Genomic DNA, 15,918 nt, shown 5'->3' with positions numbered 1-15,918 from the left:
ATCTTTATGCCATAGAGGAAAGCACCCTGTCAATAGCCGCATCGATTACCACATCAAGCTCTTCATCATCAGCCTCCGGCATAAGACTTGCTGCATCCTCATCAGAGATCAGTTCAATAAGTTTACCAAAGTCTTCTTTATATTTACGTTTACAGATCGCATAAAATACAACTCCAAGTAAGCTCCAGCCGCCTACCATGATCCATTCCTGAAATACCAGACTTCCACCGGAACCCGGAATACAGTAAACCAGAAGCATCAGCCCTGACATGACTACTGCCATAAAGCCTACAAATTTGTAGTGACCTACTTTGTAAGGTCTTGCCATATCCGGTTCCTTTTTACGAAGGATCAGGAAAGATATAGAGACCATACAGTATGCAAGGCAGCATCCGAAGTTACCTGCATCACAGATCCAGACCATCATCGTCCTTCCTGCAAAAGGAGCCAGCATAGTCAGGGCACCGATCAGATACAGAGAATTAACCGGAGTTTTGTGCTTCGGATGAAGCTTTGCAAAAAACGGAGGAATCATGTAGGATTCTGCCATAGAGTACATGGCACGGGAACCGCCAAGGAGGAAGGAGTTCCATGATGTAATAATACCACACATTCCACCTACAATGATAACCTTGGCCATAACCTTTGTCCCGAAAGCCTTGGCCATGGCATCTGCCGTTACAAGTCCTGTTCCCTGCTGAGACTCAATGATCTCTGCCGGATTCAGGATAAAACCTACTGCAAGAATCACCAGTGAGTAAAATACAACTGCCAGCACAACAGAGAGGATCATCATTTTACCGATTTTTTTCAGCGGAACATTGATTTCCTCTGCTGCCTGTGGGATAACGTCAAAACCAATAAAGAAAAACGGAGTGATAACTGCAACCTTAATAATACTTTTCATTGCTTCGCCGGTACCGTTTCCAACAAACATCTGTCCCTGAAGATTATCCACACTTCCTGTAACCACAGAAGCCACGATCAGAATAATTCCGGCACCGCCGATAATACAGGTAAGAACAGTCTGCAGAACTGCCGCAGTCTTTGCTCCATTAATGTTAATTATCATAATAAGAAAAGCAATCACAATCGCCACGATCAGCCAGGATGCATAAACATCAAAGCCTGCAACTGTATAGAGATATCCTTTCAGGAACCCCGGCCACAGATAAGTGATGATTGTGGGAAATGCACATGCCTCAAAGCAGGCAACACTTACATATCCAAGAATGATCGCCCAGGTGCAGATAAAAGAACCTGTAGAACCCATTGCCCTGTAGCTGAATACATGCTCACCACCACACTGAGGCATGGCTGCTGTAAGCTCTGCATAGGTCAGACCTACGAAAAATATCATGATTCCACCGATTGCAAATGCAATAGCTGCACCAAGCACACCACCGGATTCAATCCAGTTACCGGAAGAAACTACCCAGCCCCAGCCGATCATGGCACCAAATGCAATTACAAGTATGTCCCATGCACCAAGTACTTTGTCAAATTCTGATGTTTTCTGTTCCATAGATCAGACCTCCTTTTTCCCATATTTTTTTGCAATCAGGTCTTCCAGATATTCTGCTGTTCCCTGAATTCCCAGAAAATCACTGTTAATAAGAATATCCCTGTTATGTCTGTCACCACGGTTACTTCCTGTCAGTGCCAGATGTCTCTTATGATAACGTTTATCCTTCTCATCCAGCAGAAGCTTTGCATCCTTTTCCGAGAGATTATGACTTTCCATAATGTTGTGGACGCGAACATTGTTAGGTGCATAGATAAATGCTCTCACAAGCTGGATTCCTTCTGTATCTTTCAGAATATAATCTGCAGACCGTCCGATAATCACGCAGGCTTCTTTCTGCGCCAGCTTCCGGATGATCTGCTTCTGTACATGAATGGCGCGGTCTGTCAGATCCGCATATTTGGAAAAAGAACCTCTCACATCTCCCTGTGCACCTTTACCTGCGATGGTTCCGCCTTCCTCTACTCTGTCCATAATGTCTGTAGGGATGCCTACCTCTTTAATGATCTCATCCACAAGATCCCGGTCGTAAAATTTAATGCCCAAATCCTGTGCGATCTTCTTACCGATGGCATTGCCCTTGGCTCCGTATTCACAGCCAATCGTAATTACCAGATGCTTCATGCTTTTCCCTCTCACACTCAAATTTTTATAAAGATGTTAGAGTCAAAAGTCTTATCGTGCAAGCACGAACCACTTCTTGATCTTTTGACTCTGATATCACAAAAGGGCGCACGAATATAATTCGTGACGCCCTTGTCCTTTTACTGTATCACTCCGTTGCCGGATTTTTATTTTTCCAGAGATTTAATTGTATCTTCGATGATTTCTACAGCTTTGTCGCACTCTTCTTCTGTAACAATAAGCGGTGGGATCATACGGATGATATGCGCTCCGATAGCTGTGATCAGAAGATGTCTGTCAAGACAGCCATGTTTTACATCCACTCCGCCGATAGTATCATCAAATTCCACACCTACCAGAAGTCCCTGATGTCTTACTTCTTTTACATGAGGAAGCTTCTCAAGCTTAGCTGCAAAGTAATCGCCAACCTTCTTTGCATTTCCAGCCAAATCTCTGTCCAGAAGCTCATTCACCTCAGCCAGTGCAGCTGCACAGCTTACCGGATGTCCGCCGAATGTAGTTCCATGGGAACCAGCTGTGAAAGCTTTGGCAACCTCTGCTGTTGCACAGATGGCACCGATTGGCATTCCACCGCCCAGAGCCTTTGCCATAGATACAATATCCGGTTTGATACCATAATTCATATAGGACATAACAGCACCTGTTCTGCACCATCCTGTCTGTACTTCATCGATTAGAAGAAGCATATCGTTCTCATCACAGAATTTACGAAGTCCCTGCATGAATTCCATTGTTGCAGGATGTACACCACCCTCGCCCTGTACAGGCTCAACCATAATGGCAATTGTGTTCTCTGTACATGCATCCTTGAAAGCCTGAAGGTCATTGTACGGTGCATAGGAGAAACCATAAGTCATAGGTCCGAATCCAACCTGGCATCCATTACCCGGCTGACCTGTTGCAGACATGGCACCAAAGGTTCTTCCATGGAATCCCATCTTTGCAGTTACGATATGATAACGGTTTGGACCATACTTTTCAATACCATATTTACGGGCCATTTTGATCATTGCCTCGTTAGCCTCTGTACCTGAGTTCTGATAGAAAATCTTGTCCATTCCGATTGTCTCGCAGACCTTCTCAGCAAGCAGCGCCTGCGGGATTGTGTATGGATAGTTGAATGTATGCATAATATCATCTAACTGATCCTTTGCAGCAGCTACAACCTTAGGGTTACAGTTTCCTGCGCTGTTTACTGCAATACCGGCGTAAAAATCAAGATATGGGGTTTTATTCTCATCATAAATGTACATGCCTTCTGCTGTCTCTGCAAGGAAATCAAATCTCTCATAAGTCTCGATCATGTACTTGTTTACTTTGTCCTTAATGTCCTGAAAAGTTAATCCTGTGTCTTTTAATTTCATAGCTGTGTCCTCCTGCATCCTTAAGATAATAAAAAAAGCAAAGACAAACTGACCCGTATGGGTAAGCGCCTTTGCTTAACTTTTTCTGTGTATTATTTTGTACATCCTTACAATATCACTGCCCTTATGATTTGTCAACATGTTTTTTGAACATTTACATTTTTTACAAAAAGCTCTGTATTCTCCTTATTGTACATCCAATATTTCCTGCATATTCGTGGGATATTATAAAGGTTTCTCAACAATTCATAACGACACAGCCTCTTCATGAAATGGCAGACTGACAAACCATTACATACATTCTTTCTTTTCAGATGTTCATTTCCAGGTGTATCTTTTTTATCGTTTTCGTACATTATATTGCACATTTTACACTCATACTTCGGATAAACTCACCTGCTCCACTTCAGCAACAGAATCCCTGATACAACTGCATCAATGATAATCCAGAAAGAAACAGGTACAGCAGGCTTTCTCCTTCCCTGTGTTCCGATAGACATGCTCCTGATCTGTTTCAAACTTAAACACCTGATCTCTGTTGATTTCATACTTCTCACCATGACATTCCAGAGTAAGCACACCCTCCATAACAGCCAGATATTCTCTTGTCTTCTCCCCATGGCTGCCACTGATATAAACACCCCCCGGTTCCACCTCGATCCGGTACACCTCCACCAGACGGGTATCCTCATAAGGCAGACAGGTCCATACCCTGTACTGTCCTGCTACCTCCTTGGTAGGAACCAGTTCTGCCGGCGTCACCAGACAACAGTCCACCCTCGGCGGCTGAATCAGCTCCTGAAACTCTATCCTCAAACCACTGGTAATCTTCCCCAGCACACCCAGAGAAGGATTGGCAGTCCCTCTCTCAATCTGAGCCAGCATGCTCTTACTCACCCCCGTCTGCTCAGACACCTGATCCAGACTCATACTCTTGGATTTCCGAATCCTCTTCAGATTCACCGCCACATTATTCGATAAATAATCCATATGTTCCCTCCTTGTCAAGCGGATATTCGCAATCCGCTTCGCTACTTGCTCATAACCGAATAACTGTACTATTTCTTTCTTATATCAGCAATATAGAAATCTGTCAATTCCATTACTGTTTACCCCGTTCTCTGCAACGTATCCCAAATTCATTCCAGAGCACAAATTTTATAGCAATTATCCAAAACCCCGTTGACAACTTCCTCTCTCCAAATGTATAATGTAACCCAAGAAAACAATTGTCCACCCTATCCGGACAATAAATATCTCTATCTATCAGCCAAATGCCATGACAGGGAGGAGTACACAACCCCGGAAAGCACAGAGAGGAAGCGGTCGGTGCGAGCTTCCGCAAACGAGTTGTAGAAGTAGCCCTCGAGCAGTGAACCCAACCGCATATTCAGTCTGATGCTCCATAGATCCGGACAGATATGCCAAGTAGGCTTCAACGTCAGTTCCACGTTACAGGAACACAGTATATCAGTACTGACAAAGTGCAGAGCCAGACTCTGAATACAGGTGGTACCGCGGAAGATTATTTTTCGCCCTGGGCAAACAAGCCCAGGGCGTTTTTTACTATATTTTATTTATCATTTATCACAATAAACTATTTACACTCACAGCCAAGCGGATATTCGCATTCCGCTTCGCTACTTGCTCAGCAGAATCAGCGCAGCGCCATTCTGCCCCACCCTGTATTGGCCAATACACAGCTCAGAAATTTATTTGTTTGGTGTGCATTTGCAGGAGTCGTGTAGATCTAAGTGCCTGGAAATCTGCGTTGTTCAGAAAAATCTCACTGTCTGAGCGCAGCGAGTTTAAGATTTTTCTGAACGCTTTTAGCAGATTTTCAGACACTTAGATCTACTAGGCTCCGAAACCGCACACCAAACAAATAAATTTCTGAGCGTCCCCATCCACATACACAAAGGAGGTTTACCCAAATATGAAACAAATATCCGGCAACAAACTCTTAGTCAAAGCCTTAAAAGAAGAAGGCGTAGAATACCTCTTCGGCTATCCCGGAGCCTGTACCATCGACATCAGTGACGAACTCTACAAACAGGACGACGTCAAAATCATCCTCCCCCGTCACGAACAGGCCCTTGTCCACGAAGCAGACGCCTATGCCAGAACCACCGGCAAAGTCGGCGTATGTCTGGTAACCAGCGGTCCCGGCGCAACCAACCTTGTAACAGGACTTGCAACAGCCAACTATGACAGTGTTCCCCTTGTATGCTTCACCGGCCAGGTAGCCCGCCACCTGATCGGTAACGATGCATTCCAGGAAGTAGACATCGTAGGAATCACCAGAAGCATCACCAAATACGGCGTTACTGTCCGCAGACGTGAAGACCTTGGCAGAATTATCAAAGAAGCCTTCTATATTGCCCGCACCGGCCGTCCGGGACCTGTCCTCATCGACCTTCCAAAGGACGTAATGGCAGAACTTGGCAGCGCAGAATATCCTAAAAATGTAAACATCCGCGGTTACAAACCAAACACAGATGTCCACATCGGCCAGCTCAAACGTGCCATCAAACTTTTAAATAAAGCAAAACGTCCCTTATTCCTGGCCGGCGGCGGTGTAGTAATCTCCCGCGCCCACGAAATCTTCCGTGAAGTAGTAGAAAAAACAAAGGTACCAGTTGTCACAACTGTAATGGGAAAAGGCTCCCTCCCTACAGACCACCCGCTCTATATCGGAAATCTTGGTATGCATGGTGCCTATGCAGCAAACATGGCAGTCAGCAACTGCGATGTGCTTTTCTCCATCGGAACCCGATTCAATGACCGAATCACCGGAAAGCTTCATGAATTTGCACCACATGCCCAGATTATCCACATTGACATTGATACTGCATCCATTTCCAGAAATATTCAGGTGGATATCCCCATTGTTGCTGATGCAAAAGAAGCTATCACAAAGATGAGTGAATATGTACAGGAATGTCCTACCGGCAAATGGCTTGAGCAAATCCAGGCATGGAAAGAAGAACATCCATTGAAAATGCGTCCAAACGATGTGTTAAGTCCCATGGATATTCTGAAAGAGATCAATGAACAGTTTGAAAACAGTATTATCGTAACAGATGTAGGACAGCATCAGATGCTTGTTTCCCAGTATGCTGAAATCACAGAGGGTAAGCAGATGATCATGTCTGGTGGTCTGGGAACCATGGGCTATGGTCTTCCGGGCGGTATCGGAGCCAAAATCGGGAATCCTGACAGACCGGTCATCGTTATCTCAGGTGACGGCGGTGTACAGATGAACATTCAGGAGCTTGCAACTGCAGTTCTGGAAGAGCTTCCTGTTATACTGTGTATCTTTAACAATGAATATCTTGGAATGGTACGCCAGTGGCAGAAGCTTTTCTACGGCAAGCGCTATGCCATGACCAACCTGCGTGCAGGAGCACTTTCCCGCCGCACTGAAGGTATGGAATATCCACAGTACACCCCGGATTTCATTAAACTTGCAGAGAGCTACAGAGCAAAGGGAATCCGTGTCACAAAGAAAGAGGAAATTGCGGCAGCCTTTGAGGAAGCCAAAAAGAATACAAAGGCACCTACAGTAATCGAATTCATCATTGACCCTGAGGAAATGGTTTATCCTATGATCAAACCAGGCGGAACTCTGGAAGATATGATTATGGACTGTTGATCAGGAGGAATATTATTATGGATAAAGGAATGAAAAAAAGATGGATTTCTCTCTATGTTGAGAACCAGGTAGGTGTTCTGTCCAAAATTTCCGGTCTTTTTTCCGGAAAATGTTATAACCTGGACAGTCTTACAGTAGGAACAACAGAAGACCCTACCGTATCCCGAATGACGATCGCAACTGTCAGTGATGATGAGACTTTTGAGCAGATTAAAAAGCAGTTAAACCGTATGATTGAGGTGATTAAGGTTATTGACTTCACCGACGTATTTGTCCGCATGAAGGAGATTCTGTATATTAAGGTTTTCAACTGCTCCAAAGAAGATAGGGTTGAGCTATTTCAGATTGCCGAAACCTTCAAAGCAAAGGTCATTGACTACGGCAAAGACAGCCTGCTTCTGGAATTTGTCCAGACAGCAACCAAGAATGATGCAGTAGTGAAACTAATCAAGGAAGAATTCCACAGAATTGAAGTGGTGCGTGGAGGAAGTGTAGGAATTGAGTCTATCAGTATGATGGAACGTTAAATCTCACTATCAATCATTTCTTACAGGATATAGAGTTACTGTTCACTCCGTTCACAGTAACTCTATATCCTGTATTTATTTTCAAACATGCTATAAAACATTGCCGTTTTTTATCAAATGTGTTATTGTTTACGGGAGCGTTATTCGGAAGAAAATGCATCTGTTTTCCACATCTGGCAGTCTGGTGGAGCAAATCATCCACTTCGCAGTCTGGTTAAATTTGTGAGGCGACCTGTAAGGCGTCTACACACTGGAAATTTTTACCGGAAGATATTTCTTATTTCATATCTTTTTATTCTGATGCAGATTTTTCAAAACGCTTAATCCCCATACTCTAAACTGTCTGAAAAGCAGGGGACGCATTGCGCCGTTTTATCAGACCAAAAGGAGAATTTATATGAACGCAACAACTACAACAACAAACGTAGCAAAAAAGAGTAACACTCTTTACATGGTAGAACTGGCTATGATGATTGCCATTATTCTGCTCATGTCCTTTACCCCGCTGGGTTACCTTCGTACTCCCGGCTTATCCATCACTCTTCTCACCATCCCGGTAGCTGTAGGTGCCATTATTCTTGGACCGAAGGGCGGAGCTGTATGTGGATTTACTTTCGGTGCAACCAGCTTCTATATGGCTGTTACAGGAAGTTCTGCTTTCGCAGCTGCACTTTTTAATATCAGCCCGGCAGCAACCTTTATTGTATGTATCGTGGCACGTGTACTGGAAGGATGGATCACTGGACTTATTTTTGCAGCATTACATAAATCACCGGCGAAGAAATTTTCCTATTACATTGCTTCACTGGCATGTCCGTTACTGAATACCTTCTTCTTCATGGGCTTTTTATGTCTCTTCTTCTACAACACTGATTATATTCAGGGTATTGTTTCCACCCTTGGTGTAAGTAATCCGATTGTCTTTGTGGCAGCCTTTGTAGGAGTTCAGGGACTGATTGAGGCAGGTTTCTGCTTTGTAGTGGGAAGTATTGTTTCCAAGGCACTTTCTGTAGCACTGAAACGTGCATAATATTTAACCGAATCAAGTAAGTCCCCTGCTTCAATTGCGAAAAGCAATAAGCAGTGGGTGGGGACTTGCTTGTATCAGGAGGAGTGCAAGCTCCTTCTGATAAACTGCGGAGCAGTTATTCGGTTATGAGCAAGTAGCGAAGCGGATTGCGAATATCCGCTTGACTAAAAAGTCCCTGATTACATTGTCACTGTAGTCAGGGATTTTTTATCAGAAGGAGATTTTTATGTCATTACTAAAAGAGATTTCTATTACAGAGTTTACAAATTTACGCATCGGTCATGCCTCGAATCATGACGGGCAGACCGGTGTAACTGTTCTTTACTTTCCACAGGGAGCAAAGGTGGGATGTGATATCAGCGGCGGTGGTCCTGCCTCCAGGGAAACACCTCTCACCTCTCCTGTCACCGCCGACAATCCCATCAACGCTATTGTATTATCCGGCGGATCTGCCTATGGACTGGCTGCCGCTGACGGTGTGATGAACTATCTGGAATCACAGAATATAGGTTATAACACCGGTGCAGCGCTGGTTCCCCTTGTGTGTCAATCCTGCATCTATGACCTTTCCTACGGAAACCCTAAAGTACGCCCAACTGCAAAAATGGGCGAGGAAGCCTGCCGTCAGGCATTTTCCGGAACAGATACCAGAACCGGAAATATCGGTGCAGGTACCGGTGCAACTGTGGGAAAACTCTACGGCATGAAACAATCCATGAAATCCGGGCTTGGGATTGCCGCTGTATCTGCCGGTGATTTCCAGATGGCTGCAGTGGTAATTGTCAATGCAATAGGGGATATTTTTAATCCGAAAAATGGCCAGAAAATTGCCGGACTAAAAACACCTGACAGAAAAGACTTTCTGGACAGTGTCCAGGAATTATACCGTTTTATGACACCTCACGATCAGTTTACCGGCAACACCACCATCGGGGCAGTGATCACCAATGGGGCATTTTCAAAAGCTGAGCTGAACAAAATTGCCTCTATGACCCGCTGTGCCTATGCCAGATGCATCAATCCTGTAGCAACTATGGCAGATGGCGATTCCATCTATGCAGCAAGCATTGGTGATGTTTCTGTGGATATTAACATGGCCGGAACCCTTGCTGCAGAAGTCATGGCACAGGCTATCCAGAATGCCATCCATACCTCTCAGATTCCGGATGAAGAATTTCTGAAATATGTATAGCAATCCACTATAAAAGCGCAGAGATTATACTTTTTTCTCTGCGCTTCTATTATTATTCTTTCCTGTCTTCATTTTTCATTTGTGCTTTTGCCTTTCGCCCGATCCGTGCACTGCTGTTCATAATACTGGCTCGGGTAATCTTATCATTTCCAAATTTCATACGTATCTCATCCATGGCTGCATCCAGCTTTCTGCGGCGTTCTTTTGTTTCTGTATCTTCAAACAGTGACATCTGTTCAAAGGAACCGTCCGTGAGACCGGTCAGTGACACACCGATCAGGCGCAGTGGCTGTCCTTTCCAGAATTCTGTAAAAAGTCTGGTCGCATTTGCATAAATTTCATCTGTAAGATCTGTAGCATTTTCCAGCTTTGTCTGATGAGAACGGTTTCGGAAATCTAATGTCCGGAAAGTAACAGAAATACAGCTACACTTCTTTCCTTTCCTGCGCATTCTGGTGGCCAGAACATCACACTGTTCCAACAAAATGGGCAACACCTGTTCTGTGGAAGTAATATCATCGTTAAAAGTAGTTTCTACACTGAAGCCCTTTGCCTCATCCGGTACTGCCTTTACAGTTGAATGATCGATGCCTCTGGCATATTGCCAGAGCTGGTGTCCCGGCTTTTCCCCCAGCCAGCACTGCACATTGGCTTCCCGTTCTCTCGCCAGATCACCGATAGTACGGATTCCCTGATTCAGAAGCTTCTGCTCGGAAGCTTTTCCCAGAAACAACAGGTTACGAATAGGAAGGGGCCACATTTTCTCCGAAATTTCATCCGGGAACAAAGTGTGTACTCTGTCCGGCTTCTGAAAATCCGATGCCATCTTTGCCAGCAGCTTATTGGTAGAAATTCCCACATTTACTGTAAATCCCAGTTCTCTGTGAATCTTGTCTTTCAGCTCATAAGCTGCAGCTACAGGGTCAGGATAGATCAGAGAAGTGCCTGTCATATCCAGAAATACCTCATCAATGGAAAAGGATTCCATTACAGGCGCAAAGGAAGCACAGATTGCTTTAAATGCCCGAGAACATTTATCATATAATTCAAAATCACTGGAAACGATTACCAGATTGGGGCATTTCCGAAGAGCCATAGCCACAGGCTCGCCGGTCTGGATCCCGTATTTTTTTGCAGGGATAGATTTGGCAACCACGATACCTGTCCGTTTCTTTGGATCTCCTCCTACGCAGGAGGGAATTTCCCTGAGATCCGGCAGTCCCTGGCTCACCCTTCTGGCTGATTCCCAGGAAAGAAATGCGCTGTTTACATCTATATGAAAAATTAGCCGTTCCGTACTTTTCACAGTTCTGCCTCCTCTGCTCCTGCCGCTTAATCATAAGTCAAACGGATATTGGCAATCCGCTTCGCTACTTACTTTTATCTTAACACAAACGCAAAGGCAGAACAACCAATTGCCGAAATCATCAGAATGATTGTTACTTTACCGTAAATCTGCAAAACTGCGCACAGCCTGTACTCTGTTTCTGTTCAGAGTGTACATACATTCCCACTGTACAGCCGGTAAAACCGCCTGCCGCTTCTGTACACATATGGCTGATATCCACCTCCCTGATTATACATTGCGATTTTTCTTCCGTCTCAGGCCGAATCAGCCATACCTGTGCCATGCTTTGGTCTACGCTCAATCTCAGGGTCTGCATACCTCTTTTCTCTGTTTTCTTTTCTGCAAGTATTTTCTCTGTTCCATTGATACATACTGTGACATAGATATAGCCGTCTGCCCCTACTTCTCCATATTCTGCCAGAAGATAATTCTGAGAATTCTGAAGATAGGCAATTCCGGCTCTGTCACCTTTTTCTCCTGCTTTTAACAAAAACTCCGTCTCTGCCTGAAATCTATGGTGCTTTTGTCTCACCGCAACATACGAAGGACTCCCATTATCCCCAATTGCCACAGCTTTTGCAGGAAGTTTTAAACATTCTTCCTGTTCATCTATTGTATAAGCATTCGGCTGGGGATTTCTGAGCATCATAAAATCCAGTGGAAGCTTTTTATCTGTCATATTTTTGAAACTGTAATTTCTGACTTCATTCAGTTCTCCGGGCATAGAGTTATCCTTCTCACCAGGCAGACAGATTTCCTTTTCCAGCATTCCTACTCCCGGGTTTACCACCGGCCAGTCATCCTCCCACTCTACCTTTGCCAGAAAAGTCTCTCTTCCCAGAAATGTCTTTCCGTCCACAGGTCTGCAGCCCAGAACAACCATAAACCAGTTTCCCTGTTCATCCTCAGTCAGATCGCAATGTCCTACACAGTTAATCTCCGCATTTTTTCCCAAATGTCTGTGTGTCAGGATCGGATTTGTCCCTGCATATTCATAGGGACCAAAAATATTTTTACTCCTGGCCACCATTTCACTGTGATGCTCCGCTGTTCCACCTTCTGCATGAAAAATATAGTAATAACCATTTCTTTTATAAAGATGAGGACCCTCCGGCCAGATTGCATTTCTCTGGAATCCATATAAAACAGGATGCGCCTCCCCTTCTAGCCTGAAAGTCTGCAAATCCAGCTTCTGTATCCATATTTCGCAATCACCATTGTACCTGCCGCCACGGGAATTTTCTCTCTGCCCGATATAATAACAGGTTCCATCCTCATCAAAGAATAAGCTAGGGTCGATTCCCATGGCATTTTCCAAAAAATGAGGTTCTGACCATGGACCCTGGGGATTTTTTGCAGTTACTATAAAATTTCCGCCGCCAGATACATTGGTAGTAATCAGATAAAAAGTTCCCTTATGCCACCGAAGTGTAGGAGCATAAATCCCCTCATTATGTTCACAGCCCTGTAAGGGCAGCTGGCTCTCCCGTGTCAATATATTGCCGATCTGCTCCCATTGTGCCAGATTTCTGCTGCGAAATACAGGAATTCCCGGAAAATATGCAAAAGTAGATGTAACCAGATAAAACCACTCTCCCACCCTGCATATGGACGGATCCGGATAAAAGCCACTTAAAATCGGATTTTTACAAGTTATCATTGGTCATTTCCTCCCGTAAATCAAATATGAAGTCTGCAGACTCTCTTATATGCTTTTCAGAAAACCCTATATCAGTGAATGCCAGATTATAAGATCTGGCACTCTCCATTTATTTTACAATATATTTTTATTTTTGATAAATTTTCTACATAGGTACATTCTGCATTGAATATCAGGTTTCTGGCTGCATTCATATAATTCACATAATCTATATTAGTGGTATACCACACATTCTCATGGCCTGAAATCTTTCTGCAGAAGCTTTCCATTTGCTCCCATGTCTGTTCCCGGTCAAACTCAAAGCTGTGTCCCCATACATAGAGAAGAGGAAGCTTCTGATAATCCGGCTTGTGCAAAAACTTTTCTGCAATTCCTCTGAATGCATCATTGTGATGACAGGACGGAGTCCACCTCATAAAATCCTCCGGAATGCGGAAATTTTCTGTAGACTCCACAGTCCTGCAGTATGCAAACCCAAGATTCTTCAGGGTATTGATGACCCTTTCGTCATATTCTCCAAATGCATAAGAACATCCCCTGATAATCCTTCCCGTTTCTCTCTCCAGACTGCATCTGTCCTGATAAAATTCCTGAACCAGTCTTTCCTGCGAAAGATGTGTGGGATACTCATGTGCAACACCATGACAGGCAATTTCATGTCCCTGATATAAGCTTTTCAGTTCTTGTGTTTTTATAAATCCTTCTGTATCCAAAGTCCCTGAGTTCAGATGAAATGTTGCTTTCAGATTATATTTATTAAAAATATCAACCAGTCTTCTATCAAAAATCTGGCCATCATCATAGCTGAATGTAACTGCCCGGTCTTTCCACTGCGGATAAAACAATTCAAATTTCATAAGCTCAGTCTTCTTTCTCCCAGATTACCTTTACAGGTTCTGTTCCGGTAAGCTCTATACTTCTTTCATCCGGCTGGCTGCAGCCTGCAAAAATCTCATATTTCCTGCCATCCTCTACGCGTTCTCCATTTTCATCTACCACTGTAAATGCCTTTTCCCAGACAGGAACCATAACTTTTCTGCGTTCTCCTGCTTTTATAAAAATTCTCTGGAATCCTCCCAGTGCAGGATTTGGAATTGCATTTTTACTGTCAAGATTTTTTACATAAATCTGGACAACTTCCTCAGTATCTGCATTACCCTTATTATATACTTCTGCCTCTACTGTTATCTGCCGTCCGCACTGTCTTACCTCTGCATTTTCTACTTTTACATTACTGTAGGTAAGTCCATATCCAAAGGGGAACTGTGCTTTTCCTTCCATATAACGATAGGTTCTGCCTTTCATGGAATAATCTGTAAATTCCGGAAGTTCTTCAAGGCTCTCGTAAAAGGTAACCGGAAGTTTGCCGGATGGGGAGTTTTCCCCAAACAGAATTTTTGCTGCCGCTTTTCCGCCCTGGCTTCCCGGATACCACAGAACCATAACTGCATCAAATTTCTCTGCTGCATAGCTCATATCAATATCACTTCCTGCCATCAGACAGAGAACCACTGGTTTTCCGGAACCAGCCATTGCTTCCATTAAATCAATCTGGGACTGAGGAAGCTTCAGGCTCTCTTTATCTCCGGATGCATAGCTGTTTCCGGTATCTCCTTCTTCACCCTCCAGTGTCTCATCCAGACCTACACAAAGAATCACCACATCACTGTTTTCTGCAACGATCTTAGCTTCCGCAAGACGATCTCTGCTGAATGCCAGAGGTTCTGTTCTGTCTCTAAACAACTCGCTTCCTACAGAACTAAGAATTCTCACATCCTCACCTACATAATCCTGGATTCCCTCCTGGATTGTAATATATCTGGATGCAGTTCCATGATAATTTCCAATCAAAGCCTTTCTGCTGTCTGCATTAGGTCCCACAATTCCGATTGTTTTGATATTCTCTTTTTTTAATGGAAGAATTCCATTATTCTTCAAAAGTACAAAACTCTTCGCTGCTGCCTTCTCTGCTGCTGCCAGATGTTCTGCTGATTCTACTTCCATATAGGAAATATTATCATATTCACTGCCATCAAATAGCCCAAGAAGATATCTGGTAGTAAAAAGTCTTACTGCTGATTCTGTAATCCTTTCCTCTGTGACAAGCCCCTTTTCATATGCTTTCATAATATGAAGATATGTATTTCCACAGTTCAGATCGCAGCCATTATTAATGGCAAGTGCTGCTGACTCATAAGCCGTATTAGTCACCATATGATGTTCATGGAAATCTCTGATCGCCCAGCAGTCTGATACAAAATGTCCCTGGAACTTCCAGTCATCTCTCAGTTTTTTCTGCAGAGCAGGGCTTCCACAGCAGGGTTCTCCATTTGTGCGGTTATATGCTCCCATAACTGCCTCTACATCCGCTTCCTCTACCAGGCTTTCAAATGCAGGCAGATACGTTTCTTCCATATCTTTTGCAGATGCCTTTGCATCAAACTCATGTCTGATCGCTTCCGGTCCGGAATGCACTGCAAAATGCTTTGCACATGCCGCAGCTTTCATAGTTTCTCCATTACCCTGAAGTGCCTTTACAAAAGCCACTCCCAGTTCCTTTGTCAGATATGGATCTTCTCCATAAGTTTCATGGCCTCTGCCCCATCTGGGATCACGGAAAATATTTACGTTGGGAGACCAGAATGTCAGTCCTTTATAGATATCTCTGTCCTCTTCGCTGGAATATGCATTATACTTTGCACGCCCTTCTGTCGCTACAATATCTGCCATCTCAGCTACACAGTCTCTGTCAAATGTAGCAGCCATTCCGATTGCCTGAGGAAAAACAGTTGCCTGTCCTGCTCTGGCCACGCCATGAAGTCCCTCATTCCACCAGTTATATGCCGGGATTCCAAGTCTTTTTATGGCCGGCGCATCATATCTTAACTGGCTGGCTTTTTCTTCCAGTGTCATTTTGGATACCAGTTCCTGTGCTTTTTTTCTTGCCTCGTCTCTGTTCATACAAGCCTCCT

At 44.0% G+C, this 15,918-nt stretch carries 12 protein-coding genes and 1 other annotated feature; of the genes, 4 read left to right on the top strand and 8 right to left on the bottom strand.

Going from position 1 to position 15,918, the window contains the following annotated elements; genetic code table 11:
* Nucleotides 1-4: 4 nt before the first annotated feature.
* From ACTNC6_RS01425 to ACTNC6_RS01410, 4 genes are all read right to left on the bottom strand, one after another.
* Nucleotides 5-1,525: an APC family permease gene (locus ACTNC6_RS01425; RefSeq protein WP_441034524.1), complete on the bottom strand. Its 1,521-nt coding sequence runs from the start codon at nt 1,523-1,525 to the stop codon at nt 5-7.
* A gap of 3 nt (nt 1,526-1,528) precedes the next feature.
* Nucleotides 1,529-2,149 carry a cytidylate kinase-like family protein gene (locus tag ACTNC6_RS01420; protein WP_441034526.1) on the bottom strand — a complete coding sequence of 207 codons (621 nt, stop codon included), beginning with the start codon at nt 2,147-2,149 and terminating at the stop codon, nt 1,529-1,531.
* A gap of 167 nt (nt 2,150-2,316) precedes the next feature.
* Nucleotides 2,317-3,534, bottom strand: coding sequence for an aspartate aminotransferase family protein (locus ACTNC6_RS01415; protein WP_441034528.1), 1,218 nt, complete (start codon nt 3,532-3,534; stop codon nt 2,317-2,319).
* Nucleotides 3,535-3,969: 435 nt separating this feature from the next.
* Nucleotides 3,970-4,524: a helix-turn-helix domain-containing protein gene (locus ACTNC6_RS01410; RefSeq protein WP_441034529.1), complete on the bottom strand. Its 555-nt coding sequence runs from the start codon at nt 4,522-4,524 to the stop codon at nt 3,970-3,972.
* 280 nt (nt 4,525-4,804) lie between these two features.
* Nucleotides 4,805-5,077 (top strand) — a binding site (T-box leader).
* Between the two features lie 393 nt (nt 5,078-5,470).
* On the opposite strand from ACTNC6_RS01410, the gene ilvB reads away from it, so the two are divergent.
* The 4 genes from ilvB to ACTNC6_RS01390 all read left to right on the top strand — a co-directional run bounded on the left by ilvB (nt 5,471) and on the right by ACTNC6_RS01390 (nt 9,938).
* Nucleotides 5,471-7,189, top strand: coding sequence for a biosynthetic-type acetolactate synthase large subunit (ilvB, locus tag ACTNC6_RS01405; RefSeq protein WP_019162658.1), 1,719 nt, complete (start codon nt 5,471-5,473; stop codon nt 7,187-7,189).
* 17 nt (nt 7,190-7,206) lie between these two features.
* On the top strand, nt 7,207-7,716 hold the full coding sequence (ilvN, locus tag ACTNC6_RS01400) for an acetolactate synthase small subunit (RefSeq protein ID WP_441042997.1): 510 nt from the start codon (nt 7,207-7,209) through the stop codon (nt 7,714-7,716).
* Between the two features lie 397 nt (nt 7,717-8,113).
* Complete coding sequence (locus ACTNC6_RS01395; protein ID WP_019162660.1) at nt 8,114-8,746, top strand: ECF transporter S component; 633 nt, start codon at nt 8,114-8,116, stop codon at nt 8,744-8,746.
* 226 nt (nt 8,747-8,972) lie between these two features.
* The gene (locus tag ACTNC6_RS01390; RefSeq protein ID WP_186994666.1) at nt 8,973-9,938 is read left to right on the top strand and encodes a P1 family peptidase; all 966 of its coding nucleotides are present in this window, start codon (nt 8,973-8,975) and stop codon (nt 9,936-9,938) included.
* A 52-nt stretch (nt 9,939-9,990) separates the two neighbouring features.
* Here ACTNC6_RS01390 and ACTNC6_RS01385 read toward each other — a convergent pair whose 3' ends face one another.
* The 4 genes from ACTNC6_RS01385 to ACTNC6_RS01370 all read right to left on the bottom strand — a co-directional run bounded on the left by ACTNC6_RS01385 (nt 9,991) and on the right by ACTNC6_RS01370 (nt 15,907).
* Nucleotides 9,991-11,244 carry a DNA polymerase Y family protein gene (locus tag ACTNC6_RS01385; protein ID WP_441042996.1) on the bottom strand — a complete coding sequence of 418 codons (1,254 nt, stop codon included), beginning with the start codon at nt 11,242-11,244 and terminating at the stop codon, nt 9,991-9,993.
* A 133-nt stretch (nt 11,245-11,377) separates the two neighbouring features.
* Nucleotides 11,378-12,946, bottom strand: coding sequence for a family 43 glycosylhydrolase (locus ACTNC6_RS01380; protein WP_441042995.1), 1,569 nt, complete (start codon nt 12,944-12,946; stop codon nt 11,378-11,380).
* A gap of 86 nt (nt 12,947-13,032) precedes the next feature.
* Nucleotides 13,033-13,803, bottom strand: coding sequence for a polysaccharide deacetylase family protein (locus tag ACTNC6_RS01375; protein ID WP_441042994.1), 771 nt, complete (start codon nt 13,801-13,803; stop codon nt 13,033-13,035).
* 4 nt (nt 13,804-13,807) lie between these two features.
* Complete coding sequence (locus ACTNC6_RS01370) at nt 13,808-15,907, bottom strand: glycoside hydrolase family 3 C-terminal domain-containing protein (RefSeq protein WP_441042993.1); 2,100 nt, start codon at nt 15,905-15,907, stop codon at nt 13,808-13,810.
* Nucleotides 15,908-15,918: the final 11 nt, after the last annotated feature.

The organism is Blautia sp. HCP3S3_C4, from assembly GCF_052064095.1.
Lineage (GTDB): Bacteria > Bacillota > Clostridia > Lachnospirales > Lachnospiraceae > Blautia_A.
The sequence above is the reverse complement of the archived record's forward strand: the minus strand, read 5'-3'. Positions and strand labels throughout refer to the sequence as shown.